The 26,025-nt window shown below is 72.4% G+C and carries 26 protein-coding genes and 1 pseudogene; 9 read left to right on the top strand and 18 right to left on the bottom strand.

The genetic code is table 11. The features are described from left to right. Positions 1–7 precede the first annotated feature (7 nt). From KIS93_RS55345 to KIS93_RS66770, 3 genes are all read left to right on the top strand, one after another. Positions 8–466 carry a MarR family winged helix-turn-helix transcriptional regulator gene (locus KIS93_RS55345; protein ID WP_080040939.1) on the top strand — a complete coding sequence of 153 codons (459 nt, stop codon included), beginning with the start codon at positions 8–10 and terminating at the stop codon, positions 464–466. A 149-nt stretch (positions 467–615) separates the two neighbouring features. After that, complete coding sequence (locus KIS93_RS55340; protein ID WP_080040940.1) at positions 616–1,266, top strand: LppX_LprAFG lipoprotein; 651 nt, start codon at positions 616–618, stop codon at positions 1,264–1,266. A gap of 34 nt (positions 1,267–1,300) precedes the next feature. Next, positions 1,301–3,181: an MFS transporter gene (locus KIS93_RS66770; protein WP_230466389.1), complete on the top strand. Its 1,881-nt coding sequence runs from the start codon at positions 1,301–1,303 to the stop codon at positions 3,179–3,181. A 56-nt stretch (positions 3,182–3,237) separates the two neighbouring features. Here the strand turns inward: KIS93_RS66770 and KIS93_RS68050 are convergent. The 6 genes and pseudogenes from KIS93_RS68050 to KIS93_RS55305 form a co-directional block, all read right to left on the bottom strand. Then, positions 3,238–3,654 (bottom strand): annotated as a pseudogene (locus KIS93_RS68050) (amino acid--tRNA ligase-related protein); the annotation flags it as partial. Then, entirely contained in the window at positions 3,555–4,559 is a 1,005-nt protein-coding gene (locus KIS93_RS68045; RefSeq protein ID WP_222108033.1) for an amino acid--tRNA ligase-related protein, read from the bottom strand. The pseudogene KIS93_RS68050 and the gene KIS93_RS68045, both read right to left, overlap by 100 nt. A 293-nt stretch (positions 4,560–4,852) precedes the next feature. Next, entirely contained in the window at positions 4,853–6,247 is a 1,395-nt protein-coding gene (der, locus tag KIS93_RS55320) for a ribosome biogenesis GTPase Der (RefSeq protein WP_080040941.1), read from the bottom strand. A gap of 39 nt (positions 6,248–6,286) precedes the next feature. After that, positions 6,287–6,943 carry a (d)CMP kinase gene (cmk, locus tag KIS93_RS55315; RefSeq protein WP_080040942.1) on the bottom strand — a complete coding sequence of 219 codons (657 nt, stop codon included), beginning with the start codon at positions 6,941–6,943 and terminating at the stop codon, positions 6,287–6,289. A 172-nt stretch (positions 6,944–7,115) separates the two neighbouring features. Continuing rightward, positions 7,116–8,477: a carotenoid oxygenase family protein gene (locus tag KIS93_RS55310; RefSeq protein ID WP_080040943.1), complete on the bottom strand. Its 1,362-nt coding sequence runs from the start codon at positions 8,475–8,477 to the stop codon at positions 7,116–7,118. Further along, positions 8,474–9,148: a TetR/AcrR family transcriptional regulator gene (locus KIS93_RS55305; protein WP_080040944.1), complete on the bottom strand. Its 675-nt coding sequence runs from the start codon at positions 9,146–9,148 to the stop codon at positions 8,474–8,476. Before KIS93_RS55305 ends, KIS93_RS55310 begins: the two co-directional genes overlap by 4 nt. Before the next feature lie 105 nt (positions 9,149–9,253). On the opposite strand from KIS93_RS55305, the gene KIS93_RS55300 reads away from it, so the two are divergent. From KIS93_RS55300 to KIS93_RS55290, 3 genes are read left to right on the top strand one after another with little or no spacing between them, the layout of a single operon-like run. Next, on the top strand, positions 9,254–10,102 hold the full coding sequence (locus tag KIS93_RS55300) for a glycosyltransferase family 2 protein (protein ID WP_080040945.1): 849 nt from the start codon (positions 9,254–9,256) through the stop codon (positions 10,100–10,102). Beyond that, positions 10,095–11,018: a glycosyltransferase family 2 protein gene (locus KIS93_RS55295; RefSeq protein ID WP_230466390.1), complete on the top strand. Its 924-nt coding sequence runs from the start codon at positions 10,095–10,097 to the stop codon at positions 11,016–11,018. The genes KIS93_RS55300 and KIS93_RS55295 overlap by 8 nt, the downstream gene beginning before the upstream one ends. Before the next feature lie 20 nt (positions 11,019–11,038). Beyond that, positions 11,039–11,233 (top strand): DUF2795 domain-containing protein, encoded by a 195-nt coding sequence (locus tag KIS93_RS55290; protein ID WP_080047003.1) that lies wholly within the window; start codon positions 11,039–11,041, stop codon positions 11,231–11,233. A gap of 133 nt (positions 11,234–11,366) precedes the next feature. On the opposite strand, the gene KIS93_RS55285 is transcribed toward KIS93_RS55290, so the two are convergent. Together KIS93_RS55285 and KIS93_RS55280 are read right to left on the bottom strand one after the other, a co-directional pair. Beyond that, entirely contained in the window at positions 11,367–12,530 is a 1,164-nt protein-coding gene (locus KIS93_RS55285; protein WP_080040947.1) for an NAD(P)/FAD-dependent oxidoreductase, read from the bottom strand. 68 nt (positions 12,531–12,598) lie between these two features. Beyond that, a complete protein-coding gene (locus tag KIS93_RS55280; RefSeq protein WP_080040948.1) occupies positions 12,599–13,114 on the bottom strand; it encodes a hypothetical protein in 516 nt (171 codons plus the stop codon). Positions 13,115–13,176: 62 nt separating this feature from the next. Here KIS93_RS55280 and KIS93_RS55275 point away from each other — a divergent pair, with 62 nt between their 5' ends. After that, positions 13,177–13,611 carry a MarR family winged helix-turn-helix transcriptional regulator gene (locus KIS93_RS55275; protein WP_080040949.1) on the top strand — a complete coding sequence of 145 codons (435 nt, stop codon included), beginning with the start codon at positions 13,177–13,179 and terminating at the stop codon, positions 13,609–13,611. Between the two features lie 109 nt (positions 13,612–13,720). After that, positions 13,721–14,899 carry a cytochrome P450 gene (locus tag KIS93_RS55270; RefSeq protein ID WP_230466391.1) on the top strand — a complete coding sequence of 393 codons (1,179 nt, stop codon included), beginning with the start codon at positions 13,721–13,723 and terminating at the stop codon, positions 14,897–14,899. A gap of 19 nt (positions 14,900–14,918) precedes the next feature. Here the strand turns inward: KIS93_RS55270 and KIS93_RS55265 are convergent, their stop codons facing one another. The 10 genes from KIS93_RS55265 to KIS93_RS55225 all read right to left on the bottom strand — a co-directional run bounded on the left by KIS93_RS55265 (position 14,919) and on the right by KIS93_RS55225 (position 25,238). Beyond that, positions 14,919–16,025: a prephenate dehydrogenase gene (locus KIS93_RS55265; protein WP_080047005.1), complete on the bottom strand. Its 1,107-nt coding sequence runs from the start codon at positions 16,023–16,025 to the stop codon at positions 14,919–14,921. Positions 16,026–16,113: 88 nt separating this feature from the next. Beyond that, a complete protein-coding gene (gene aroH, locus KIS93_RS55260; RefSeq protein WP_080040950.1) occupies positions 16,114–16,473 on the bottom strand; it encodes a chorismate mutase in 360 nt (119 codons plus the stop codon). Positions 16,474–16,552: 79 nt separating this feature from the next. Continuing rightward, entirely contained in the window at positions 16,553–17,359 is an 807-nt protein-coding gene (locus KIS93_RS66765) for a pseudouridine synthase (RefSeq protein WP_246005519.1), read from the bottom strand. 407 nt (positions 17,360–17,766) lie between these two features. Beyond that, a complete protein-coding gene (locus KIS93_RS66760; RefSeq protein ID WP_246005518.1) occupies positions 17,767–18,228 on the bottom strand; it encodes a hypothetical protein in 462 nt (153 codons plus the stop codon). A 296-nt stretch (positions 18,229–18,524) separates the two neighbouring features. Beyond that, complete coding sequence (gene scpB, locus KIS93_RS55250) at positions 18,525–19,058, bottom strand: SMC-Scp complex subunit ScpB (protein ID WP_155129817.1); 534 nt, start codon at positions 19,056–19,058, stop codon at positions 18,525–18,527. A gap of 1,031 nt (positions 19,059–20,089) precedes the next feature. Further along, on the bottom strand, positions 20,090–20,911 hold the full coding sequence (locus KIS93_RS55245) for a segregation and condensation protein A (protein ID WP_080040951.1): 822 nt from the start codon (positions 20,909–20,911) through the stop codon (positions 20,090–20,092). Then, complete coding sequence (locus tag KIS93_RS55240; RefSeq protein ID WP_418115090.1) at positions 20,908–21,843, bottom strand: ParA family protein; 936 nt, start codon at positions 21,841–21,843, stop codon at positions 20,908–20,910. Before KIS93_RS55240 ends, KIS93_RS55245 begins: the two co-directional genes overlap by 4 nt. A 124-nt stretch (positions 21,844–21,967) precedes the next feature. Further along, positions 21,968–22,873 (bottom strand): site-specific tyrosine recombinase XerD, encoded by a 906-nt coding sequence (locus KIS93_RS55235; protein WP_080040953.1) that lies wholly within the window; start codon positions 22,871–22,873, stop codon positions 21,968–21,970. 15 nt (positions 22,874–22,888) lie between these two features. Beyond that, a complete protein-coding gene (locus tag KIS93_RS55230) occupies positions 22,889–23,500 on the bottom strand; it encodes an NUDIX domain-containing protein (protein WP_080040954.1) in 612 nt (203 codons plus the stop codon). Positions 23,501–23,573: 73 nt separating this feature from the next. Then, a complete protein-coding gene (locus KIS93_RS55225; protein ID WP_080040955.1) occupies positions 23,574–25,238 on the bottom strand; it encodes a CTP synthase in 1,665 nt (554 codons plus the stop codon). A gap of 140 nt (positions 25,239–25,378) precedes the next feature. On the opposite strand from KIS93_RS55225, the gene KIS93_RS55220 reads away from it, so the two are divergent. Next, positions 25,379–26,023 carry an acyltransferase gene (locus tag KIS93_RS55220; protein ID WP_329607748.1) on the top strand — a complete coding sequence of 215 codons (645 nt, stop codon included), beginning with the start codon at positions 25,379–25,381 and terminating at the stop codon, positions 26,021–26,023. Positions 26,024–26,025: the final 2 nt, after the last annotated feature.

Genomic DNA, 26,025 nt, shown 5'->3' with positions numbered 1-26,025 from the left:
GGGGATCATGAGCGCGCCTCGCTGGCTTTCACCCGCCGAACAGCGTGCCTGGCGTACACACCTGGCGCTGCACAAGCTCCTCATGCACCGGCTCGACCGCGAGCTGCAGGAGCACTCACTCTCGTTGAACGACTACGAGATCCTCGTTAACCTCTCCGAGAGCCAGGGCCGGCGCATGCGGATGAGCGACCTGGCCGACGCGACCATCCAGTCGCGCAGCCGGCTGTCGCACCAGATCTCCCGCATGGAGGCCAAGGGCCTGGTCGTCAGGGAAGACTGCCGCGACGACCGGAGGGGCACGTACGCGGTGCTGACCGACGAGGGCTGGGACACGATCCAGCGGGTCGCGCCGCACCACGTGGCGGGCGTCCGCGAGCACTTCGTCGACCGGCTCACCGACGACCAGCTCGAAGCCATCGAGGAGGCGTACGCGCCGCTGGTGGAGCACCTGAAGAAGCTCCGCTGACGCGCTGTGCCGACGTCCGGCCCGCGCTGAGCCCGGGGGGCCTGCGCTGACATCCGGGGGCCTGCGCCGAGACCCGGGGGCCTGCGCTGACACCCAACCGATATCGGCGACCGTGCGCGACCCGAGCCGACGGTCGATACGATCCGGGCATGCTCAGAAGACTCCTCGTCGTCGCCGTGCTCGCGTTAGCGGCGGCGTGCTCGTCGGGTGGCGGCGGGGCCGAGCTGCCCGCCGGGCCCGACCTGATGAAGAAGGCCGCCGAGGCCATGAAGGCCGTCAAGTCGGCCGGCTTCTCGATCACCACGGAAGGCAAGCCCAACCTGCCGATCACCAAGGCCGACGGCCGGCTCACCGCAGGCGGCGACGCCGACGGCACGCTCACCCTGAACATCCTGGGCAGCCTCCAGGAGGTCTCCTTCACCCTCGTCGGTGAGACGGTGCACTTCAAGGGGCCCACCGGCGGCTTCCAGAAGATGAGCAAGCAGCAGCTCGCCCAGTACTACGACCCGTCCGCGATCCTGGCGCCCGCCAAGGGCATCGCCAACCTGCTCGCCTCCGCCACCGACCCCAAGGTCGAGGCCGCCGAGTCCGGCTCCTACCGGGTCGCCGCCACCCTCCCCGCCAACGTCATCGCGCCGATCGTGCCCGGCGTCACCCAGGGCGTCAACGCCAAGGTCTGGCTCGACCAGGCCACCAGCCGCCTCACCAAGGCGAGCCTGCCGTTGCAGGGCGGCACCGTCACGGTGTCGTTCAGCGACTACGACGCGCCCGTCACGATCACGCCGCCCGCCGCAGGGTGAGCCCCATGAGACGACCTCCGGCGAGGTCCGCGAGATGAGGCGGGCCCGGCGGGTGGTGCTCGGCGCGGGCGGCGCGGTGGTGCTGCTCGCGGCGCTCGACGCGTACGTTGTGGTCACCGTCCTGATCGACATCGCCGAGGACGTCGGCATCCCGCTCAACCACCTGGAGCGGGCCACCCCCATCGTCACGGGCTTCCTGCTCGGGTACGTCGCCGCGATGCCGCTGCTCGGCCGTCTCTCCGACCGCTACGGCCGCCGCCCCCTCATCCACGCCTGCCTGGCGGCCTTCGCCCTCGGCTCCGTCCTGACCGCGCTGGCCGCCGGGGAGACCATGGTGGTGGCCGGGCGTACCGTGCAGGGGGTGGCCGGGGGCGCGCTGCTGCCGATCACGATGGCACTCATCGGCGACCTGTGGGACGAACGCGAGCGGCCCGTCGCCCTGGGCGCGGTGGGCGCCGCCCAGGAACTGGGCAGCGCCCTCGGCCCCCTGTACGGCGGCGCGCTGGCACTGGTCCCCAGCACCGTGGTGGCGGGCGTGGAGCTTGGGGGCTGGCACGCCATCTTCTGGATCAACGTCCCCCTCGCCGCCCTGGCCGCCCTCGCCATCCACTTCACCGTCCCCCCACACCCACCCGCCCCGAACCCGCCACCCACGCCCGGCACGAACCCGCCACCTCCACTCGGCGCCCAGGCGTCGCCGGGCACCATGCCCCACGCGACCACGGCCGGCGCCACAGCCCACACCACCGCACCCTTGACGCGGGGTGCAGCGCCGGACCTCGCGCCCCACACGACAACGCCCGAAGCCACGCCCGACGCGGCGGCGCGAGCAGCCCATGGTGCGCAGGCCGAACAGGTCACCGGCGGTGCGGTGGCCGAGCACGCGGCCGACCATGCGCAGACCGAGCAGTCAGCCGGGAGCGCACACGCCGAGCACGCGACCGGCGGTGCGGTGGCCGAGCAGGCGACCGGGAGCGCGCAGGCCGAGCACACGGGCGGCGGTGCGGGGGCCGAGCGCGCGGGCGGCGGTGTGCGGGTCGGGCGGGTGGATGTGGTCGGTGGGGTGTTGCTGGCGTTGGCGTTGGGGCTGCTGGTCGTGGGGCTCTACAACCCCGACCCGGCCACCACCGTCCTCCCGCCGTGGGGCCCGCCGGTGATCGCGGCCGGCGTGGTCGCGGGGGTGGCGTTCGTGTGGTGGGAGATCCGCTCCCCCGTGCGCCTGCTCGACCTCACCACCACCCGCAAGGGCCCGCTCCTGGCCACGTTGGCCGTGAGTTTCCTGGCCGGCGCCGCGCTCCTGGTCACGATGGTGTTCGTGCAGCTCACGGCGCAGACGCTGCTGGGCAAGGAGCCGCTGGCGGCGGCGCTGGTGCTGGCCAGGTTCCTGGCGGCGCTGACGGTGGCGGCGCTGCTGGGCGGGCTGCTGGCGCGCAGGCTGGGCGACCGGGCCGTGGCGGTGGCGGGCATGGTGCTGGCGGCCGGAGGTTACTGGCTGATGAGCCGCTGGCCGCTCGACCTGGCGGGGGCGGGCCTGACGCTGGACCGTGACCTGGTGCTGGCCGGTCTGGGCCTGGGGCTGGTGATCGCGCCGGTGTCGTCGGCGGTGCTGCGGGCGAGCACGGCGGCGCAGCACGGGGTGGCGTCGGCGGCGGTCGTGGTGGCCAGGATGATGGGCATGCTGATCGGCATCGCGGCCGTGTCGGCGTGGGGGTTCCACCGGTTCCAGTCGCTGACGGCGCACCTGGACACGCCGCTCCCGTTCGGCGTGGATCCGGAGACGTACCAGCGGCAACTGGCCGACTACACGGCGAAGGTGCAGGCGGCCCTGCACACGGAGTACACGGAGATGTTCCTGGTGACGGCGCTCATCTGCGTGCTGGGCGCGGCGGTCGCCGCCCTCATGCCGCGCCGCTGAGGCGTGCCCGCCCCGCCCATGAGCGGAGGCGGGCACGCGGTGGTGTCATGCGGTGGTCAGGGTGAGAGCCGGTGCAGGTCGCGGGGGAACGCCGTCGTCTGCCGGACGTTCGCCGCGCCCGTCAGCCGCGCCGTCCACCGCTCCAGCCCCAGTGCGAACCCGCCGTGCGGCGGCATCCCGTACCGGAAGGCCTGGAGATACCCTTCGTACGCCGCTGTCCCCTCGCCCCGCTCGGCCAGTGCCCGCACGTAGTCCTCGTACCGGTGCAGCCGCTGCCCGCCGGTGACCAGCTCCATCCCGCGGAAGAGCAGGTCGAAGCCGTTGGTGTAACCAGGCCGCCCGGGGTCGGGGTGGGTGTAGAAGGGGCGCTTGCTCATCGGGTACCCGGTGACGAACAGGAACTCGGAGCCGTGCTCCCGCTCGGCCCACTCCGACAGCCACCGTTCCTGCGCGGGCGACAGGTCGGGCTCGTTGGAGGAGGTGAGCCGCTGCGCCTCGGTGAAGTGGATGGCGGGGATCTCGGCGGGCACCGTGGGAGGCACGACGCCGAGCAGGTCGAGCGCGGCGGGGCGCGCAGGCGTACCGACTCGATCATGCCCGCCACCGCCTCCCGCAGCACGGCCATGACGTCGCGGTGGTCGCGGACGAAGCCGAGCTCGGCGTCGAGGCTCGTGTACTGGGCCAGGTGCCGTACGGTGTCGTGCGGCTCGGCGCGGAAGACGGGCCCCACCTCGTAGACCCGCTCGAACACCCCGACCATCGCCTGCTTGTAGAACTGGGGCGACTGGGCGAGGTAGGCGGGCCGGCCGAAGTAGTCGAGGCCGAAGACGTTCGCGCCCGACTCGGTGGCCGAGCCGACGATCTTGGGCGTGTGGATTTCGGTGAAGCCGAGCCGGTCGAGCGTCTCGCGGAACCCGGCCGCACTGGCGGCCGAGATCTCCAGCCCGGCGCGCAGCAGCGGGTGCCGCAGCGCCACGGGGGCGTGGTCGAGCACGGTCGGCAGCGCCGCCCCGACCACGGGCCGGTACAGGTCGAACGGCGGCGCGGTGGCCGGCCGGGCGAGCACGTGGATCTCGGGCGCGACCAGCTCGTGGCCGCCGGGCGCCTGCTCGCTGGCCGCCACCGTGCCGGTGACGCGCACGACGCTCTCCTCGGACGGCAGGTCACCAGCGCCGACCCCGGCAGCAACACCGGCGGCCTCGCCGGTCAGGGCACCCGCGGCGTCTCCGGGCACGACGACCTGCGCCAGCCCGGTGCGGTCCCTGACGACGAGGAAGGACACGGATTTGAGTTGCCGGCGGCGATGGACCCAGCCGGCGATCGTCACTCGTTGGCCGGCGTGCTTCGCGAGCTCCGCCGACATGACACGAGAGATCATCACAGCTCCTCATGAGGAAGTGCATGACCCCTTGGGAGTGCGGGGGAGAAGGGAGCTCCCGGTGCCACCGCACTTTCGCCGCCCCGTGGGGACGGCCTCGATGACCCGATGACGGGGGTCAGGCCGGCGGGGCATTTCCTCCCCGCACTCGGGAGTGTCTTCACCAGCGGGGCACGGCACCGCCTTCGCAGCTACCGGCGGCTCTCTCGGCCCGTGCGGGGCCGCTGGCTACTCGTCTCCGTCAACGCGTTGCCGCCGATCCTACGATCACGCGGGGATCGGCGGCAAAACGATTACTTGTCCTTCTTGCCGCGCTTCTCGCGGATCTTCATGGTCACCTCGATGGGCGACCCGGCGAAGCCGAACTCCTCGCGGATGCGCCGCTCGATGAAGCGCCGGTAGGTGTCCTCCAGCCAGCCGGAGGTGAACAGCACGAACTTGGGCGGCTCGACGGACGCCTGCGTGGCGAAGAGGATCTTCGGCTGCTTGCCGCCCCGCACGGGCGGCGGCGTCTGCTGCACGAGCTCGGTGAGGAACGCGTTGAGCCGGGCCGTCGGCACCCGCGTGGACCAGGAGTCGAGCGCCTTCTCCAGGGCCGGGACGAGCCGGTCGACGTGCCGTCCGGTCTTGGCGGAGATGTTGACGCGCAGCGCCCACGGGGTGCGGACGAGCTGCCGGTCGATCTCCTTCTCCAGGTAGTAGCGGCGGTCCTCGTCGACGAGGTCCCACTTGTTGAAGGCCACGACCATGGCCCGCCCGGACTCGATGACCAGGCCGATGATGCGCAGGTCCTGCTCGGTGAGCGGCTCGCTGGCGTCGATCAGCACGATCGCCACCTCGGTACGTTCGAGCGCGGCCCTGGTGCGCATGGCGGCGTAGAAGTCGGCGCCCTGCAGCTCGCGGTCGCGCCGCCGGATGCCGGCGGTGTCGACGAAGCGCCAGGTGCGCCCGCCGAGCTCGATCAGCTCGTCGACGGGGTCGCGGGTGGTGCCCGCCATCGGGTCGACCAGCACCCGCTCTTCTCCCGCCAGCTTGTTGAGCAGGGAGGACTTGCCGACGTTGGGCTTGCCGAGCAGCGCGACGCGGGCGGGCCCGCGCTCGGTGCCGAACGTGACGGCGGGCGTCTCGGGCAGCGCGTCGAGCACGACGTCGAGCAGGTCTCCGCTGGAGCGCCCGTGCAGGGCCGAGACAGGGTGCGGCTCGCCGAGCCCGAGTGACCACAGCGCGGCGGCCTCCAGCTCGAGCTGCTGGTTGTCGACCTTGTTGGCGGCCAGGATGACCGGCTTGCCCGACTGGCGCAGCACGGAGCCGACGATCTCGTCGGCGTCGGTCGCGCCCACGGTGGCGTCCACGACGAACACGATCACGTCGGCCAGCTCGACCGCGACCTGCGCCTGCTCGGCGATGCGCAGGTTCATGCCGGTGGCGTCAGGGTCCCAGCCGCCGGTGTCGACGACGGTGAAGCGGCGGCCGTTCCAGTTGGCGTCGTAGGTGACGCGGTCGCGGGTGACGCCCGGCACGTCTTCGACGACCGCCTCGCGGCGGCCGATGATGCGGTTGACCAGCGTGGACTTGCCGACGTTCGGCCGCCCGACGATGGCCACGACCGGCAGCGGCGCGCTGTGGTGCTCGTGCTCGTCGATCTCCAGCTCGTCGAGGTCAGCCTCGACCCAATCCCCCGTTGACACGATTTTTCATCCTTAAGGTGAGTACCGCACCTGAACGGCTCAGGTGCGCTCTTTGACCAGTCTCAGCACCTCAGCGATGACCTCGTCGAGCGTCAGCGCGGTGGTGTCGAGCTCGATGGCGCCAGCCGCCATCGAGAGCGGGTCGGTCTTACGTGTTGAGTCCAGGGTGTCACGCCGGGCCATGGCCTCCTGCTGCGCCTCCACCGTGGAGCCGGCCACCTCGGCGCTGCGCCGGCGGGCACGGGCCTCCGGGCTGGCCGTCAGGTAGATCTTGACGGCGGCGTCGGGCCAGACGACGGAGCCGATGTCGCGGCCCTCGACCACGATGTCACCGGCGCCGATGATCTCACGCTGCAACGCGACGAGCCGCGCCCGCACCTCCGGCACGGCGGCGACGGCCGAGACCGCGCCCGTGACGTCGGACTCCCTGATCGGGCCCGCGACGTCGACGCCGTCGACGTGGATGGCCGGGCCGTCGGGGTCGGTGCCGGAGACGATCGCGGGCTCGCCGCAGCGGGCCGCGACGGCGGCGGGATCGGTCAGGTCGACGCCCTGCTGGAGCATCCACCAGGTCATCGCGCGGTACATCGCCCCGGTGTCGAGGTAACGCAGGCCAAGCGCGCGGGCGGCTCCGCGCGACACGCTCGACTTACCCGACCCCGAAGGGCCGTCCATGGCGACGACCAGACCGGCCACGGTCTCTCCCTCTTCACGTGTGGATCCAACCTGAAGAGGCTACCGCCTCCGGCTCACCCGCCGATCCAGCTTCCATACGGCCACGCGATCCGGCCCGCCCCCGCCCGCGATCCAGCCCCCGCCTCGCACGGCGCGCCGGCTCCCGCCCGGCCGGGCGATCCGGGGCTTGCTTTCAGTCGGCGATCCAGCTTCCGTGGAAGCCGAGCGGCACCCGGGCGGGCAGGTGCACGGTGGCGACCGGCTCGCCCGTGAAGTCCTGCGCGGACAGGATGACCAGGTCGGCGGCCCCTCTGGCGGGGTTGTTGACGAACGACAGCACGTACCCGTCGTCCTCGGCCTCCCCCGCCCCGACGAAGACGGGCTCGCCCACGTAGGCGCCGCGCCCGAGCTGCCGCGCCTCCTGGGTGCCGTGCCGCAGGTCGTGCTTGATGAGCGTGTTGTCGAACGCGCCGTCCGGCAGGTCCTCCAGCTCGCTGCCCCGCACGCCGCCCACCACGTCGAACAGCTCGCGGGTGGCGGCGGTGTAGCCGTAGCGGTAGGGGCGGCCGGTGCGGCGCTCGTCCATGCGCGGGAACTCCTGGGCGCGGTCGTCGAGCGTGGCCCGCCCGACGCGGCCGGTCGTCAGGTCGATCCGCCAGCGGTCGAGCGTGGGCGCGCCGCCGAGGTCGAGCCGCGCGTCCACGAACCCCTTCGGGTAGCTGACCACGTCGACGACCACCTGGTCGCCGTCGTCGTAGGCGTTGAGCGTGTGGAAGACCCAGCACGACGGCGCGTCCACCCACCGCAGCTCGCCGCTCTCGCGCGACAGGAGCCCGATGCGGGCGGGGTGGTCGTCGTTCCACGCGTACGGCAGCCGGTCCCCCCGCTCCGCGTGGGGCATGCTGAACGTGACGGGCAGGTCGTAGATCACCACGAACCGTTCGGTGAGCGCGAAGTCGTGCACCATCGGCTGGTCGGGCACCGGGATGTCGGTGACGCGCCGGACGACGCCCTTGGGGTCGAGCACGAGGTGCTGGTGGTGGTCCCAGCCGAAGAAGTAGGCCAGCGCGTGCAGCTCGCCGGTGACCGGGTCGAGGTGGGTGTGCGCGGCGAACCCGCCGGACAGCCCGCCGTCGAAGTCGCACGCGCCGATGGTGTCGAGCTCGTACCCCAGCTCGTACGGCAGCGCCCCCGCCTCCACGGTGGCGAACGTGCGCCCGCCGAGCCCGATGACGTGGGTGTTGGCCGCGAAGTCCATGCCCGCGTGCACGGGCCCCGGCCTGGGCTCCTCGCCGAGCCGTTCGGCGACGTGGGCGCTGCGCACCCACCGGTTGCGGTACCACTCGGCGCGGCCGTCGCGCAGCCGCACCCCGTGCACCATGCCCTCGCCGAAGAACAGGTGCGCGGCGCTGGGGTCGTCGAGGCTGAGCGGGTTGGGGCCGTTGCGCAGGTAGCGGCCGTTGAGCTCGGCCGGGATGCGGCCGGTGACGTCGAGGTCGAACGCGGTGATCTCATCGTTCACCGGCGCGAACCCGTTCTTGAACGGAGTGGTCATGACCTGTCCCTTCCATCGTCGCTCGCCAGGAACTCGCTTGCCGGGAACTCGTCCGCCGGGGGCTCCGCCGCCAGGAACGGGGTGAGCACCGAAACACAGAGGAGCCGGTAGCGCCGCCCGGCCACGTCCCGATCGAAAAATCCCGAAATTTCCAGACCCACCGCGCCGTGCACAGCCATCCACAACACGTCGGCGATCTCCCTGGCCTCGGCCCCGCGCAGCAGCCCGGCGTCGAGGCAGTCGACGACGTCCCGCAGCAGCAGCTCGAACGTGCGCTTGGCCGCCTCCACCGCCTCGGGCCCCGGCTTCAGCCCCGGCAGCGCGCCCTGGAACATGACCCGGTAGTAGTCGGGCTCGCTCAGCGCGTACTCCCGGTAGGCCATGAGCCCGGCGTGCAGCCGTTCGAACGGGTCGTCGGACGGCGGCACCGCCAGCAGCCACCGCTCGAACCGGGCGAACCCCTCCAGCCAGAGCGCCTCCCCCAGCCCGTCCTTGCCGCCGAAGAGGGTGTAGATGACCTTGGTCGAGCAGCCCACCTCGCCGGAGATCCGCCGCACGGTGAGCGCCGCCGGCCCCTCGGAGACGAGCAGCCGCTTGGCCGCGTCGAGGACGGCCGCCCTGACGACGCTCTGCCCTTCCTTCTGGGCCTGCTGGTACGCGGAAACCGTCATGGAGGTAACGCCGTTTCTGCTCGGTAACACTGTTACCCCTTCCTACGCCCCGCCCCGCCGCCCGTCAAGAGGAGTAAGCCCGCTCCGTCCGGTAAGTGAGACCTTGTGAACAACGGAGCCCGCGTCACGGTCGTCGTGGCGAGCAAGGACAGGCTGGGCGCGCTCAGCCGCTCGCTTCCCCTGCACCCACGCCCGGTGATCCTCGTCGACAACGGCTCCACCGACGGCACCGCCACGTTCGTCAAGCGGCACTTCCCCGACGTCCACGTGGTCGAGGCGGGCAGGAACCTGGGCGCGCCCGCCCGCAACATCGGCGTCCAGATGGCCGAGACCCCCTACGTGGCCTTCGCCGACGACGACTCCTGGTGGGCGCCCGGCGCGCTGGAACGGGCCGCCGACGTGCTGGACGCCTACCCGCGCCTCGCGGTCCTGGGCGCCCGCGTCCTGGTCGGCCCCGAGGAGCGGCTGGACCCGGTGTCCGAGCAGATGCGCCACTCCCCGCTCGGCGTCGAGCCCGACCTGCCGGGGCCGAGCGTGCTGGGGTTCCTGGCGTGCGGGGCGGTGGTGCGGAAGGAGGCGTTCCTCGATGCGGGAGGGTTCGACGACGTGATCTTCTTCTTCGGCGAGGAGGAACGGCTGGCGGTGGACCTGGCCGCGAAGGGGTGGGGGCTGGCGTACGTGGACGACGTGGTCGCCCACCACCACCCGTCACCCTCCAGGGACCCGCGCGGCCGGCAGGTGCTGGCCGCGCGCAACGCCGTACTGACCGCCGTGCTGCGCCGCCCCTGGCGGGTGGTGGCCCGCCGCACGTTCCAGGCTCTGCGCGGCGGCTCGGCGGGCCGCGAGGGACTGCGCACGGCGGTCCGCCGCCTGCCCCGCGCGCTCGCCGAACGGCGCGAGCTGCCGACCTCCGTGGAACGGGCACGACGCACGCTGGAGCGGACCGATGGCTGACCCCCGCATGAACGCCGTCGTGCCTGACCCGCGGGTGGGTGCCGTCGTGATCACCTGGAACCGGCGGGAGGAGGTGCTCACCTCGCTGGGCCGCCTGCTCGCGCTCCCCGAGCGCCCCCACGTGGTGCTGGTGGACAACGGCTCCACCGACGGCACCGCCGAGGCGGTCGCGCGGGCGTACCCGGAGGTGGAGGTGGTCGCCCTGGACGAGAACCTGGGCGCCGTCGGCCGCAACGTGGGCGTGGAGCGGCTGAGCACCCCGTACGTGGCCTTCGCCGACGACGACACCTGGTGGGCGCCCGGCTCGCTGGCGCGGGCCGCCGACGTGCTGGACGCCCATCCCCGCCTGGCCGTGGTGACGGCCCGCATCCTGGCCGAGCCCGGCGGGCGCGACGACCCGATCGTGGCCGAGCTGCGCGACTCCCCCGTCCCAGGGCCGGACTGGCTGCCGGGGCCCGCGCTGGGCAGCTTCCTCGCGGGGGCGTCCGTGCTGCGGCGGGAGGCGTTCCTCGCCTGCGGCGGCTTCTCGCGGCGGCTGTGGCTGGGCGGCGAGGAGGAGCTGCTGGCGGTGGACCTGGCCACGGCCGGCTGGGAGCTGTGTTACCTGGAGGAGCTGACCGTGCACCACCAGGCGTCCAAGCAGCGGGACGCGCACGGCAGGCGGCGGGTCGGGCTGCGCAACACGCTCTGGTTCACGTGGCTGCGGCGGCCGCTGCGGGCGGCGCTGCGCCGCACCGCGCACCTGGCCAGGACGGTGCCGCACGACCGCGTCTCGGCGCTGGCGGCCCTGGACGCGCTGCGCGGCCTGCCGTGGGTGCTGGCCGAGCGGCGGCGGGTGCCCCCGAGGGTCGAGGCCAGGCTGGCGAGCCTGGAGGCGTCCCAGGAGAACTCGCGGGCCCGCCGTTACGTCTCGTGAGCGCGGGGCAGCTGGCGGACATGAGCACTGCACCGAATCCGATCGACCTGCAGAAGCACCTGAGCGGGGTCGACTACCCCGCCAGCAAGGACGACCTGGTCCAAGCGGCCCGCGACCACAACGCGAGCGACGACATCGTCCAGGCGCTGGAGAACATGCCGGACCGCCAGTATGACGGCCCCAACGCCGTCAGCGAGGCGGTCACGAAACGCTGAGACGTGGGGGTGCGGCGGGCGGGGCCGATCACCACGGCCCCGCCCCCCGCGCGTCCGGGGCGATGATCCTCAGGACCAACCCGCCGCGCGCCCGGGACCATGGTCCCGAAGGCCCGCCCCCGCGCGTCCGGGGTCATGACCGCCCGGCGGTCAGGCCGAATGCCCGCACCGGCACCAGGCCGCGCTTGAGCAGCCTGAACAGGGTGAACGGGCTGTCGCTGACCGTCTCCTTGTAGGCGATGGCCGCCCGCCCGGTCAGGTACCACCGGCGCGGGCTGTCGTCCGGGCGGGTGAACTGGATGACGGCGTCCTTCCTGCCCAGGCTCACCGGCTGGTGGAAGAACCCGAACCTGAACGGCCGCGCCCTCCTCCCCCGCAGCGTCGCCGCCAGCGAGTCGGCGGCGGCCAGGGCGCTGGGGATGCCTCCCTGGCAGGTGCCGTGCAGGATACCGAAGCTCTGGGTGATGGCGGCGGCGTCGCCGACGGCGTACACGTCCGGGTGGGAGACCGAGCGCAGGGCCGCGTCCACCACGATCCGGCCGCGTTCGTCCACCGCCAGCCCCGACGCGGCGGCCTGCGGCAAGCCCCTGGTGCCGGTGGTCCACAGCGTCGCGTCGGAGTGGATCAGCTCGCCGCCGGCGAGCTCCACGCCGTCGGGCAGGACCTTCGTGATCTCGACGCCCGCGCGCACCTCGACGCCGAGCCGCTGCAGCGCCCTGTCCAGGTACGCCCGCGCGCCCGCCCCCATCATCGCCCCCGGCCGCCCCCTGGTCAGCAGGACGACGTGCAGGTGGGGGCGTGCCTCGGCCAGCTCGGTGGCCGATTCGACCCCGGTCAGCCCGCCGCCGGCCACGACGACCGTGCCGCGCGTGAGGGTGTCGAGGTGCCGGGAGAGCCGGACGGTGGCGGTGTGGTCGTCGTAGACGTAGGCGTGCTCGGCGACCCCGGGCACGGTCACGTCGGTGACGGTGCCGAGCGCGTAGACCAGCTTGTCGTAGCGCAGGGTGCGCGCCTCGTGCCCGGGCGAGGGGTCGAGGCGCACCTCGTGCCGTTCCGGGTCGATCGCGGCCACCCGTCCCAGCACGAACTGGACGCCGCCGCCCGCGAGCACGTCGGTCAGGGCGTGGTCGGCGAGCCGCTCGCCGGCCGCCGTCCGGTGCAGGCGCAGCCGCTCGGTGAAGCGCGGGGAGGCGTTCACCAGCGTGACGCGCCCGCCCGTGCGGCGGGTCCGGCGGGCGGCCCTGAGAGCCGCCGTGACGCCCGTGTAGCCGCCGCCGAGTACCAGGATGTCGGTCATCTTCCTTACCTCCTCGATTCGTGCTTGCAGACGGATCGAGGGGGCGCGGATGTGACATGGGGCGAGGGTCAGGCCGGTGCCGGCGCGGGCGCGGGCTCGTCCCGGTGGAAGATCGCCAGGAGGGCGAACCAGGCGAGGATCATGATGCCGGCCGGGCGCAGGACCTCTTCGGCGAGAAGGGTGCCGGCGAAGGAGTAGCCGCCGAGCCAGACGCCGGTGACGACGCCGACCACGCGGACCGGCCAGGAACGGCTGACCAGGGAGCTCGCCACGATCCAGACGCCGGCGAGGACGTGACCGCCGAGCCGGACCGCCCAGGCGGTATCGTACTCGACCGCGTTGATCATGAGGATGCCGGCGAGCACGTCGAGCACCACCCAGCCGTAGCCCGCGGCCTTGGCCCAGGGCGCCGCGTCCAGGCGTGACACCAGGAAGAGGATCGAGAGGTGGAAGAAGACGCCCAGGTATTCTCCCCACGCCACGTCCGGGTCCGCGAAGAAGGCGATCACGGCGGGGAGGAACAGCAGGAGGGGCAGGAGCGCCACCTGGCGCAGGCTGGCGTAGTGGCGCCGGGGATCGAGCATCGAGAGGTCCTTGTCCGTCGAGCGGTGCGGTCGGGACGAACACTAGGAAGTAAGGTGTTGATATGTCAACAGTTGGGCCGGGTGCGGCGACCGAGCTGTGGCTGCGGTGGAAGCGCGCCCATGAGATGGTCCGCACCGCCGTCATCGCGGAGACCACTGCGGCGTCCGGCCTGTCCGAGCCGGAGCTGGGCGTCCTGGTGTGCCTGCACGAGTCCGGCGGGAGCCTGCGCCAGAACGCCCTCGCCGCCACCCTCGGCTGGGATCGGACGCGGCTGTCGCACCTGCTGACCCGGATGGGCGAGCGCGGCTACGTGGCCCGCGACAAGGTTCCGAACGGGGTGGAGGTCACGCTGAGCCCGGCGGGCCGGCACCTGATCGACGCGACGTTGCCGGCGCTGGAGACGGCCACCCGGCGTCACCTGCTGGACCGGCTCGGCCCGGACGACGCCAAGACGCTCAGGACCCTCGTCGACCGCCTCCTGCCGGCGAAGGAGTGAGGGCCGTACCGGGATCCGCCGTACCGTGACATGCTGACGTCGGCGGACCGGCGGCGCGCCGACACCTGCGGCGCCGGTGGACGACGGCAGACCGAGGAGGGTGCGTGCCGTGACCGCACTGTACTGGGACCCGTTCGACACGACGATCGACCTCGACCCGTACCCGCTGTGGCGCAGGATGCGCGACGAGCAGCCCGTCTACCACAACGACAAGCTCGCCTTCCACGCCCTGTCCCGCCACGCGGACGTCGAGGCCGCCACGCGCGACCCGCGCACCTACAGCTCCGCGTACGGCACCGTGCTGGAGATCATGACGGCCGAGCCGATGCGCACCGGCATGATGCTCTTCATGGACCCGCCGGAGCACACGATGCTGCGCACACTCGTGTCACGGGCCTTCACACCGCGCCGGATCTCCCTGCTGGAGGGGTACGTCCGCACGCTCTGCGCCGAGCTGCTCGACCCCCTGACCGGCGAGTTCGACTACGTGCAGGACTTCGCCGTCCAGCTCCCGTCGAGGGTCATCTCCGAGCTGATCGGCGTCGACCCGGCCGACCGGGAGGAGGTACGCGAGGAGATCGACCGCGCCTTCCACATCGAGGAGGGCAAGGGGATCATCAACGACGTCGCCATCGCCGCCATGGCGAGGCTGCACACGTACTTCCGCGAGCAGGTCGAGGCACGGCGCAAGAGCCCCCGCGACGACCTGATGAGCGCGCTGGTGCAGGCCGAGGTGCCCACCGGCGACGGCGCGCGGCGGCTCACCACCGCCGAGGCGGCCGACTTCGCGGGGCTGCTGGTCAGCGGCGGCACCGAGACGGTGGCCCGGCTGCTCGGCTGGGCCTGCGTGCTGCTCGCCGCGCATCCCGCCCAGCGGGCGGAGCTGGCCGCCGACCCCTCGCTGCTGCGCAACGCCGTCGAGGAGATCCTGCGCTACGAGTCCCCGTCGCCGGTGCAGGGGCGCACCCTGACCAGGGACGTCCTGCTGCACGGCACAACGATGCCGGCGAGGTCGAAGGTGCTGCTGCTCACCGGGGCCGCCAACCGGGACGAGCGCGCCTACGCCGACGCCGACCGCTTCGACATCCACCGCCGCTTCGACGGGCATCTCGCGTTCGGCCTCGGCATCCACTTCTGCCTCGGCGCCGCCCTCGCCCGCCTCGAAGCCCGCGTCGGCCTGGAGGAGACGCTGCGGCGCTTCCCCGTGTGGGAGGTCGACCACGAGCGCGCGGCACGCCTGCACAGCAGCACCGTACGCGGCTACGACAAGCTCCCCATCGCGGTGTGACGGCCGGGCGCCCGCTTGCTCAGGGAACCTGCCAGCCCCGCTCGTGCAGCGCCTCCGTGAGCGTGGTGGCCGCGTCGGGCTCCACCGACAGCTCGGCGATGCCCAGGGGCAGGCCGGGGGCGTGCTCCAGGCGGACGTCCTCGACGTTGACCCCGATCTCGTCGCACACCTGGAACAGCCGGGCGAGCTGCCCGGGCCGGTCGCCGATCACGACCTGGACGACGGCATAGGACGAGGCCGGGCCGCCGTGCTTGCCGGGGATGCGGTCGTGGCCGGCCACGCCGCGTTTGAGGAGCTGGGTGATCTCGTTGGTGGCGGTGCCGTCGCCCTCGGCCAGGGCACGCAGCGCGCTCGCCGCGTCGGCCAGGTCGTTGGCCACGGCCTCCAGCACCTCGGCGACCGGGGAGGCGTTGCCGGACAGGATGCCCAGCCACAGCCCCGGGTCGCTGCCCGCGATGCGGGTGACGTCGCGCACGCCCTGCCCGGCCAGCCCGAGCGCGACGTCCGTGGCGTCGGCCAGGCGGGCGGCCACGGCGGAGGCGGCCACGTGCGGGGCGTGGGAGACCACCGCGACCGCGCGGTCGTGGTCGATCGCGCCCACCTCGACCGCGTTGGCGCCGCACAGCTCGATCAGCCGCAGCACCGCCGCCTTCGCCTCAGGGTCGGCCTCCTCCGTGGGGCACAGCGCCCACGGCCGCCCCAGGAACAGGTCTTCCCTGGCCGCTCCCGGCCCCGACTTCTCCCGGCCGGCCAGCGGGTGGGAGGCGACGTAGGTGGCCAGGTCGCAGCCGAGCTGCGCGGCCCGGTGGATGGGCTCGGCCTTGACGCTGGCGACGTCGGTGTAGAAGCGCGCCGCGCCGATGCGCTGCAGCTCCAGCAGCTCGGTCGCCACGTGCGCCGGAGGCACCGCGATGATCGCCAGGTCCGCCCGCTCGGCCGCCGGCACCGTCGCCTGCTCGCCCTTGATCGGCTGCCACTCCTCGCCCGCGCCGAGCTCCCGTGCCAGCCGCACGGCGCCCTGGTCGCGGTCGGCGAGCAGCACCCGCACGCCGCGCTTGCGCAGCGCCAGCGCCGCTGAGGTGCCGATGAGGCCGGTGCCGACGACGAGCACGGTACGAAGATCCATCGCGATGTCCTGATTCATCGGGTCGTGCGGGCTGGTGGTTTCGCGCGGCCGGCTGGCCGTGCGCTGGAGCGGGGGTGGTGCGGGTGCCCTATTGGGCGATGTCCTGGCGCAGCGCCACCGCGCCGCGCAGATAGACGTGCTGGATCTCCGAACGCGGCCGGTCGGTCTCCACATGGGCCATGAGGCGTACGACGCGGGGCAGCGCCCCCGGCACGTCGATCTCGGTGCAGCAGATCAGCGGCACCTCGTGGAAGCCCAGCTTACGCGCCGCGAGCGCCGGGAACTCCGCCGTCAGGTCGGGCGTCGCCGTGAACAACACGCTGATCACGTCGTCCGGGGACAGGCTGTTGCGCTCCATGATCGCGCTGACCAGCTCGGTCGTGCCCGAGATGACCGAGTCGCGGTCATTGGCATCCACCTGGATGGCCCCACGGATCGCCCGCACCATGTGGTTCGTCCCCTTCCGACGGGTTCCATAGACGCGAAGCCCGTGCGGAGGTTCGCACGGGCTCCTTCGTCCGGCCAGATTACAGCTTCACGGCCGCGTACAGCTCGCCGACTTCCTTCAAGGTCAGCGCCCTGACGGTGCCGGGCTTCGTCCGGCCCAGCTTCACCGGCCCGAACTCGATCCTGGCCAGGTCGATCACCCGGTGACCGGCCTCCTCCAGCATCCGCCGCACCACGTGCTTGCGCCCCTCATGCAGGACGACCTCGACCAGCGCCTGCTGGCCGTGCTCCTGCACGATCGAGAACGAGTCCGCCCTGGCGATGCCGTCCTCCAGCTCGATGCCCTGCTTGAGCCGGCGGCCCAGGTCGCGCGGGATCGGCCCCGGCACCTTCGCCCAGTACTTCTTCTGCACGCCGTAGCTCGGGTGCGTCAGCCGGTTGGCCAGCTCGCCGTCGTTGGTGAGCAGCAGCAGGCCCTCGGTCTCGGTGTCGAGCCGGCCCACGTGGAACAGCCGCGGCGCCAGCTCCTCCACATAGTCGGCCAGGCACGGGCGGCCCTGCGGGTCGTCCATCGTCGAGACGACGCCGATGGGCTTGTTCAGGGCGTAGTAGACGAGGTCGGGAGCCGTCGGGATGCGCTTGCCGTCGACGTGGATGACCTGCGTCGCCGGGTCGACCTTCGCGCCGAACCTCCGCACGACCTGGCCGTTCACCGTGACCCGGCCCTCGCCGATCATCTCCTCGCACGCCCTGCGGCTGGCCACGCCCGCCTGCGCGAGCACCTTCTGCAGCCGCACGCCGCCGGGGACCTCGGTGGTGTCGCGCTCGTCGGTGTAGCCCTCGGGGTAGAAGGCGTGGTCGCGCAGCGGCTGCCTGGCCGCCTTCACCCGCCTCTCCTGCGGGCTGCCGTAAGTCTGCCCGGCGCCCTGCCCGTAACTCTGCCCGGACCCCTGACCCCGGCCCTGTGCGGAGCCCTGACTGCGGCCCTGCGCGGAGCCCTGGCCGTAACCCTGCCGAGAGCCCTGACCGGAGCGCTGACCGTAACCCTGGCCATTGCCCTGCCCATAGCCCTGGCCGAAGCTCTGGGAGCCGCCGCCGCGCCTGGGGCCGCCGCCGATCGTCTGCACGCCGTCACGGCGCGGCGCGCGGCGGTCGCCGCCCTGACGGTCGTCGCCGTCGCGGCGGCCGTAACGGGACCGGGTCGAGCCGGCCGACCTCGGCGCGAACTCCTCCCTACGCCCGCTCCGCCCCGCCCGGAACCCACCGGCCCGGTCGTCACGACGGTCGTCACGGCTTACGTAGCCGCGGTCGTCGCGGCTCGTGTAACTGCGGTCGTCGCGTCCTGAGTCACGGCCCGCGTCGCGGCTCTCGTAGCGGCGGTCGTCACGCCGGTCATCACGCCGGTCGGAACGGAAACCGCCCCGCTCCTCGCCGCGCGGACCACGCTCACCACGTCCGAACCGGTCATCGCGGACGGGACGGTCACCCCGGCCACCGAACCGCTCCTCACGGGCGGGACGGTCGGCGCGGCCACCGCCGAAGCGGTCATCGCGGGCGGGACGGTCACTCCGGCCGGCGCCGAAGCGGTCGGCGCGGCCACCGAAGCGGTCATCGCGCTCACCGCGACCTCCGGACCGGTCATCACGGCCGTAACGGCCGTCACGCTCGTCCCTGCCGCCACGGTCACCGCGGTCGCCACGGCCACCATCGAAGCGGTCTCCACGATCCCCACGGCCACCGCCGAAGCGGTCGCCACGTTCGCCGCCGAAACGGCTGCCGCGGTCGCCGCCGAAGCGGTCGTCGCGGGCGGAACGGCCCTCGTTGTCGCCGTCGCGCCTGCCTCCGTACCGGGCGCGGGTGCCGCCCCGGTCGGCGCGCAGCGAATCACGCGAGGCGCGCTCGTCACGGCGGGGCCGCCGCCGCGGGAGTCGTCGTCGCGGCGGAAACCGCCGCGGGTGTCGTCGGAGCGGAAGGCGGGACGCCCGGCACGGCCGGAGCCGGCGGCACGTCCACGACCGCGTCCATCACCGGACGGGGTGCTACGCCTGTTGATCACTTTGTTGTCTCCTCGAGATTTTCCACGTCGTCGGGGAGGAAGGGCGCGAGCTCGGGGAGCTCGCTCAGGTCCCGCAGTCCCAGACGTTCAAGGAAGTATGAGCTTGTCCGGTAGAGCACTGCCTGGCTCTCCGGGTCGGTGCCGGCCTCTTCGACCAGCCCCCTGGCGACGAGCGTTCGCATGACGCCGTCGCTGTTGACGCCGCGAATGGCGGCGACACGGGCGCGGCTCACCGGCTGCCGGTAGGCCACGACCGCGAGTGTCTCCAGCGCGGCCTGGGTCAGCCGCGTCTGCTGGCCGTCGCGTACGAACCGCTCGACCAGCGCCGCGCAATCGGCCCGCGTGTAGAACCGCCAGCCGCCCGCGACTTCTCTCAAGTCAAAACCCCGCCCGGCGGCGGTGTATTCCGCGGCCAGAGCACGCAGAGCGGCACCCACCTCGTGTGTGGGCCGCTCCAGCACCTGGGCCAGGGTCACCTCGGCGACGGGCTCGTCAACCACAAGCAGGATAGCCTCCAACGCCGCCTCCAGCGTCGGCCCTCCCCCATTTCCCCCGGCCCCCTCGACCCCAGAGCCCTCAACCGCCTCCTCGGACGCGCCAGTTGCGCCGAACTCCGCCACACCACGACCCGCCGACCCAGCGCCCACAAGCCCCGCGTCCAACGCGCCCGCGTCATCCACCCCGATGCCCACAAGCCCAGCGCCCGCCGGGGCCGCCGCCTCCACGTCCGGGGCGGCCACCTCCTCGGGCGCGCGCGTTGCGCCGAACTCCGCCGCACCACGACCCGCCGACCCGGCGCCCCCAAGCACCGCGTCCAACGCGCCCGCGTCGTCCGCCCCGGCGTCCGCAAGCCCAGCGCCCGCCGCGCCGTCCGCTCCTACGCCCACAAGCCCCACATCCGACGCGCCCACCGCGTCGTCCGCCCCGATGCCCGCAAGCCCAGCGCCCGCCGGGGCCGCCGCCTCCGCGTCCGGGGCGGCCACCTCCTCGGGCGCGCGCGTTGCGCCGAGTTCCACCGCACCACGACCCGCCGACCCGGCGCCCACAAGCCCGGCGTCCAGCGCGCCGACCGCGCTGTCCGCCCCGACGTCCGCATGGCCAGCACCCGTCGCACCTGCCGGGCCGCCGCCTCAGCGCCCGACTCGCCCGGCCGGGCCGCCGCCTCAGCCTCCGGGGCGGCCGCGTCCTCGGGCGCGCGCGTTGCGCCGAACTCCACCGCACCACGACCCGCCGACCCGGCGCCCCAAGCCCCGCGCCCAGCGCGCCAATCGCGTCGTCCGCCACGACGTCCGCATGCCCAGCGCCCGCCGCGTCGGCGTCCTCAAGGTCACCGCTGGCCGCGTTCTCCGGGCCGGTGTGCTCAAGTGCGGGATCCTCGATGCCGGCACCGTGCCCGTCCGCCGCGTCCGGTCCCGTGCTCTCGACCCCCGCGTCCTCAACGGCGTGCTCGGCTTCCACCTGCGGGGCGCCGGGTTGGGCGAGGGAGCCGGGGAGGGTCATCCAGGCGGGGAGGGGTGGGTCCGCGTCGGGGGAGCGGCGAGGGGTGGGCAGTGGGTTGTCGTCATTCATGAGTTGGTTTCTCCGCGGTTTCCTCGTAGTCGTCCCCCACCGCGACGTCGCCGTCGTCGGAGCCCGTCCAGGTCACGTGCAGGTCGCCCAGGGGTTCGACCTGTTCGAACGTCACCGCCGACTCCCGGAAGAGCTCCAGCACGGCCAGGAACCGGGCGATGACCTCGAAGGTGCCGTCGCAGTCGGCGACGAGCTGGCGGAAGGTGGCGCGCCGGAGCCGGCGCAGGTGCATGACGAGGATGGCCGCCTGCTCCTTGACGCTGGCCAGCGGCTGGTAGACGTGGCCCAGGTTGACGGTGGGCGGCAGTTTGGGGGTGAAGGCCTTGGCGGCGATGCGGGCGAGCTGTTCGGGGCCGATGCCGAGGATGAGCTCGGGCAGGAGGTTGGCGAACTGCTCTTCCATGGGCACGGTACGGGGGAAGCGCAGCGCCTCTTCGGCCATGCGGCCCGCGAAGACCTTGGCGACTTCTTTGTACGCCTTGTACTGCAGCAGCCGCGCGAACAGCAGGTCGCGGGCCTCCAGCAGGGCGAGGTCTTCCTCGTCCTCGACTTCGCCGCTGGGCAGCAGCCGGGCCGCCTTGAGGTCGAGCAGGGTGGCGGCGACCAGCAGGAAGTGGCTGGTCTGGTCGAGGTCCCATTCGGGGCCGCGGGAGCGGATGTAGGCGATGAACTCGTCGGTGACCTTGGAGAGGGAGACCTCGGTGATGTCGAGCTTGTGCTTGGCGATGAGGCCGAGGAGCAGGTCGAAGGGGCCCTCGAAGACGTCCAGGTGGACCTGGAAGCCCTGCGGGGGCGGCGGCTGCTCGGTGGTCACCTGGCCATTGTGGCAGGCGCCGGCCAGCGCGAGAGCACCTCGCGGGCCAGCTCACGGTAGGCGTTGGCGCCGAGGGACGACGGGTCGAACGTCGTGATCGGCTCGCCGGCGACCGTGGCGTCGGGGAAGCGCACCGTGCGGTTGATGACGGTGTGGAACACCTTGTCGCCGAACGCCTCCACGACGCGGGCCAGCACTTCGCGCCCGTGCAGGGTGCGGGCGTCGTACATGGTGGCGAGCAGGCCCTCGATCTCGAGCTCTTCGTTGAGCCGCTCCTGGACTTTGGAGATGGTGTCCATGAGCAGGGCGACGCCGCGCAGGGCGAAGAACTCGCACTCCAGCGGCACCATGACGCCGTGGGCGCAGGTGAGCGCGTTGATGGTGAGCAGGCCGAGCGACGGCTGGCAGTCGATGAGGCACACGTCGTAGTGCGGCAGGAGCGGCTTGATGACGCGGCCGAGCACCTGCTCGCGGGCGACCTCGGTGACGAGCTGGACTTCGGCGGCGGACAGGTCGATGTTGCTGGGCAGCAGGTCGAGGCCCTCGACGCCGGTCTGCAGCAGCACCTCTTCGGCGGTGACGCCGCGCTCCATGAGCAGGTTGTAGACGGTCAGGTCGAGCTGGAGCGGGTTGATGCCCAGGCCGACGGACAGCGCGCCCTGCGGGTCGAAGTCGACCAGCAGCACCTTGAGGCCGTACTCGACGAGTGCGGCGCCCAGGTTGATGGTGGTGGTGGTCTTGCCGACGCCACCCTTCTGGTTGACCATCGCGACCACGCGCGCCGGGCCGTGCACCGCCGGGGGCACCGGATCCGGGAACACCGGTCGTGGCCGCTGCGTCGGGCCGAGATTGACGCCGTTGGAAGGCGCGTTGGTCTTGGTGTCGCCCCAGGGGTTGTCGGGGGTCCCCGGGGTCGAACCCTTGGTCTCCACAGTCACCAGCTCGAACCTCCCTGACGATCCCGAACCGGACCGTCCGGACGGACACTATGGCGTCACTACTTAACGCGGCAAGGCGGCACGCCGTGGGCCGGCGCACGTCCCAAAAGACTATAGATCACTGCCGGGCGCGTGGATGCGCGGCGGCGTAGACCTCGCGAAGTTTGTCGACCGTGACCAGGGTGTAGACCTGTGTGGTCGTCACCGAGGCGTGGCCCAGCAACTCCTGTACCACCCTAACGTCAGCGCCGCCGTCGATGAGGTGAGTTGCAAAGGAATGCCGGAGTACGTGCGGGCTTATCCCGTCGAGTCCGGCTCGTTCGGCGGCGGCCTGGAGCACCTCCCAGGCTCCCTGCCTGGTCAGCCGGCCGCCGCGGGCGTTGAGGAAGACGGCGGGGGTGCCGCGGCCGTGGGCGAGCAGCCCGGGGCGGGCCCGCACGAGGTACGCGTCCAGCGCCGAACGGGCGTACCTGCCCAGGGGGACGACGCGGGTGCGGCCGCCCTTGCCGTGCAGGCGCACCTGGTCGTCCTCCAGGTCGTCGACGGCCAGCCCGACGGCCTCGGAGATGCGGGCGCCGGTGCCGTACAGGACCTCGAGCAGGGCGCGGTTGCGCAGCGTGAGGGGGGCGCCGTCGGGGCCGGAGGCGGCGATGAGGCGTTCGACCTCGTCCACGCCGATGGCCTTGGGCAGCCGGCGGAGCTGGCGCGGCGGGCGTACCTCGTGGGCGGGGTCGTGGGCCGTGACGCCTTCGCGCAGGGCGAAGCGGTGCAGCCCGCGCACGGCGGAGACGGCGCGGGCGGCGGAGCTGGCGACGAGGGCGGGGTGCTCGCCGTCGCCCTCGCGCAGCGCCGCGAGGAAGGCCAGCACGTCGGCCTCCCCCACCTCGTCGAGCTCCAGGCGGCCGCGCGCCTGGAGGTGTTCGAAGTACCGGCGCAGGTCACGGCGGTAGGACGCGAGCGTGTTGGCGGCCAGGCCGCGCTCCACGGCCAGATGGGCGAGGTAGCTGGAGAGCACCGCCTCCACGAACTGGTCCTTCCGTCACGCCTCCGGGGCGTCGGCCGGGCGGAGCAGGGCGTGCCCCTCGACCGATGCCGCATATGCGGCGAGGATACCGGCCACGGTCGAGGAATTGTGGATCATTCCCATGAGCGCCTTCTCGACCGCGTCGGCCAGAGGGACCCATTCGACCGGCATGTCGATCTCCTCGTGCCGGTGCACGAAGCCGTTCTCCTCGTCGGGGATCCTGCTCAGGCCGCGCGCGAGGAACACGCGGACCCGCTCGTCGGTCATGCCCGGCGAGGAACGCAGGTCGACCAGGGTGTACCAGGTGTCGGCGCGGTAGCCGGCCTCCTCGGCCAGCTCGCGGGCGGCGGTGGTGACGAGCGGTTCGCCTGCCACGTCGCGGATCCCGGCGGGCAGCTCCCACATGAGGTGCCGGGTGGGGTGGCGGTACTGCCTGATCATCAGGACGCGGTCGTGCTCGTCGAGCGCGACCACGGCGACGGCCCCCGGGTGCACGACGTAGTCGCGGTCGGCGACCTCGTCACGAGGCATCTTGACTGTGTCGGTGACGACTTCGATCACGTAGCCCTTGAACCGGTGCTTGGAATCGACGACGTCCCACGACTCGGGCGTGTCTTCGATGTTCATGGTCGCACTCGCTTCCGGCCCTGCGTGGTTACGCAAGCTGCCGCCTCCGGGCCGAGGCTCGTCGCTCCGGCGTTCATGGGCCCACCTTGGCACCGACGCGGCTGTCGGCGTAGGCGAGTGCGGCGTTGATGAGGCCCTTGAACATCGGGTTGGCCCGCGTCGGCCGGGAGCGGAACTCGGGGTGGGCCTGGGTGCCGATGAAGAAGGGGTGGACGTCGGTCGGCAGCTCGGTGTACTCGACCAGGCGGCCGTCGGGCGACAGGCCGGAGAAGACGAGCCCGACCGCCTCCAGCTTGTCGCGGTAGGCGTTGTTGACCTCGTAGCGGTGGCGGTGGCGCTCGTCGGCCTTGGCCTTGCCGCCGTAGAGCTGCCTGGCCAGGGTGCCCTCGCCGAGCTTGGCGGTGTAGCTGCCCAGGCGCATGGTGCCGCCCATGTCGCGCTCGCCGGCGACGACGTCCTCCTGGTCGGCCATGGTGGAGATGACCGGGTGCTTGGTGTCGGGGTCGAACTCGGCGGAGTTGGCGTCCTCGATGCCGGCCATGTTGCGGGCGGCCTCGATGACCATGCCCTGCATGCCGAGGCAGATGCCGAGCAGCGGGATCTTGTTCTCGCGGGCGTGGCGGATGGCGCCGATCTTGCCCTCGATGCCGCGCACGCCGAAGCCGCCGGGGATGAGCACGCCGTCGACGCCGTCGAGCTCGCGCTCGGCGCCCTCGGGGGTCTCGCAGTCGTCGCTCTTGACCCAGCGGATGTTGACGCGGGCGTCGTTGGCGAACCCGCCGGCGCGCAGCGCCTCGGTGACCGACAGGTACGCGTCCGGCAGGTCGATGTACTTGCCGACGAGCGCGACCGTGACCTCCTTGGCCGGCCGGTGCACGCGGCGCAGGAGCTGCTCCCACTCCTTCCAGTCGACGTCGCGGAAGGGCAGGCCGAGCCGGCGCACGACGTACGCGTCGAGGCCCTCGGAGTGCAGCACCTTGGGGATGTCGTAGATGGAGGCGGCGTCCACGGCGGAGACGACGGCGTCCTCGTCGACGTCGCACATGAGGCTGATCTTGCGCTTGATCGCGGTCTGGACGGGCCGGTCGGAGCGCAGGACGATGGCGTCGGGCTGGATGCCGATGCTGCGCAGCGCCGAGACGCTGTGCTGGGTGGGCTTGGTCTTCAGCTCTCCGGACGGGCCGATGTACGGCAGCAGCGACACGTGCAGGAAGAACACGTTGTCGCGGCCGACCTCGTGCCTGATCTGGCGCACGGCCTCCAGGAACGGCAGCGACTCGATGTCGCCGACGGTGCCGCCGACCTCGGTGATGACGACGTCCACGTCAGGGCCGGCCATCCCCCGGATCCGGTCCTTGATCTCGTTCGTGATGTGCGGGATGACCTGGACGGTGTCGCCGAGGTATTCGCCGCGCCGCTCCTTGGCGATGACGTTGGAGTAGACCTGGCCGGTGGTCACGTTGGCGGAGCCGTGCAGGTCGGTGTCGAGGAAGCGCTCGTAGTGGCCGACGTCGAGGTCGGTCTCGGCGCCGTCGTCGGTGACGAACACCTCGCCGTGCTGGAACGGGTTCATGGTGCCGGGGTCGACGTTGAGGTAAGGGTCGAGCTTCTGCATGGTGACCCTGAGACCGCGCCCTTTGAGCAGGCGACCGAGGCTGGATGCCGTGAGCCCCTTGCCGAGACTGGAGGCGACACCGCCGGTGACGAACAGATGCTTGGTTTGCGATGCGCTGCGCAAAGGGGCTCCCGTGGCTCGAGGTGTGGTCGAAGTGTCCACGGGCTCTCAGGATATCAAACAACGCCCCTCACATGCCTGAACGGCATGACCTAGCGGTAACTTTGGTCCCTATGTCAGTAGTTCGGCGGGCTTTGGGCGCGTTGATTCACCGTACATACACGGGGATCCGGCGCGCCGGCGCGATCTCCCCGGAGAGTCCCGCCGGCTACCGGTTCCGCCATCTGGGCGCCGGGGTCAGCATCGCCTTCCCGCCGGGCGCGATCTTCGGCGAGCAGTGGATCGAGATCGGCGACCACACGCTCGTCGGCGAGCGGGTGTCGCTCTCGTGCGGCATGGTGCCCGACCGGGATCTCGGGCCGGACACGATCCTGCGGATCGGCGCGAGCTGCTCGATCGGGCGGGGCTCGCACATCGTCGCCCACCAGTCGGTACGCATCGGCGACGACGTCTTCACCGGCCCGTACGTCTACATCACCGACCAGAACCACGTCTACGACGACCCGGACGTGCCGATCGGCCGGCAGTGGCCGCGCAACAGCCCCGTCTCCATCGGCTCGGGCTCGTGGATCGGCACGGGCGCGATCATCCTGCCGGGCACCACGCTGGGCCGCCAGTGCGTGGTGGCGGGCGGCGCGGTGGTGCGGGGCGTGTTCCCCGACCACAGCGTGGTGGCGGGGGTCCCGGCCAAGCGGGTGCGCGGCTACTCGCCGGAGCTGGGCTGGCACACGCCCGCCGGGCTGAACGGCGTCTCCCCTGAAGCGCCCCTGGACCGAACAAGGTTCTGACG

It is taken from the genome of [Actinomadura] parvosata subsp. kistnae, from assembly GCF_900323885.1.
Classification (GTDB): Bacteria; Actinomycetota; Actinomycetes; order Streptosporangiales; family Streptosporangiaceae; genus Nonomuraea; species Nonomuraea composti.
This window is presented reverse-complemented; position numbering and strand designations above follow the sequence as displayed.

Coding starts and splice junctions, on each gene's coding strand:
- KIS93_RS55345 (WP_080040939.1), top strand. CDS start 8: ATGAGCGCGCCTCGCTGGCTTTCACCCGCCGAACAGCGTGCCTGGCGT.
- KIS93_RS55340 (WP_080040940.1), top strand. CDS start 616: ATGCTCAGAAGACTCCTCGTCGTCGCCGTGCTCGCGTTAGCGGCGGCG.
- KIS93_RS66770 (WP_230466389.1), top strand. CDS start 1,301: ATGAGGCGGGCCCGGCGGGTGGTGCTCGGCGCGGGCGGCGCGGTGGTG.
- KIS93_RS68045 (WP_222108033.1), bottom strand. CDS start 4,559: ATGATCTCTCGTGTCATGTCGGCGGAGCTCGCGAAGCACGCCGGCCAA.
- KIS93_RS55310 (WP_080040943.1), bottom strand. CDS start 8,477: ATGACCACTCCGTTCAAGAACGGGTTCGCGCCGGTGAACGATGAGATC.
- KIS93_RS55305 (WP_080040944.1), bottom strand. CDS start 9,148: ATGACGGTTTCCGCGTACCAGCAGGCCCAGAAGGAAGGGCAGAGCGTC.
- KIS93_RS55295 (WP_230466390.1), top strand. CDS start 10,095: ATGGCTGACCCCCGCATGAACGCCGTCGTGCCTGACCCGCGGGTGGGT.
- KIS93_RS55290 (WP_080047003.1), top strand. CDS start 11,039: ATGAGCACTGCACCGAATCCGATCGACCTGCAGAAGCACCTGAGCGGG.
- KIS93_RS55285 (WP_080040947.1), bottom strand. CDS start 12,530: ATGACCGACATCCTGGTACTCGGCGGCGGCTACACGGGCGTCACGGCG.
- KIS93_RS55280 (WP_080040948.1), bottom strand. CDS start 13,114: ATGCTCGATCCCCGGCGCCACTACGCCAGCCTGCGCCAGGTGGCGCTC.
- KIS93_RS55275 (WP_080040949.1), top strand. CDS start 13,177: ATGTCAACAGTTGGGCCGGGTGCGGCGACCGAGCTGTGGCTGCGGTGG.
- KIS93_RS55265 (WP_080047005.1), bottom strand. CDS start 16,025: ATGGATCTTCGTACCGTGCTCGTCGTCGGCACCGGCCTCATCGGCACC.
- aroH (WP_080040950.1), bottom strand. CDS start 16,473: ATGGTGCGGGCGATCCGTGGGGCCATCCAGGTGGATGCCAATGACCGC.
- KIS93_RS55230 (WP_080040954.1), bottom strand. CDS start 23,500: ATGAACATCGAAGACACGCCCGAGTCGTGGGACGTCGTCGATTCCAAG.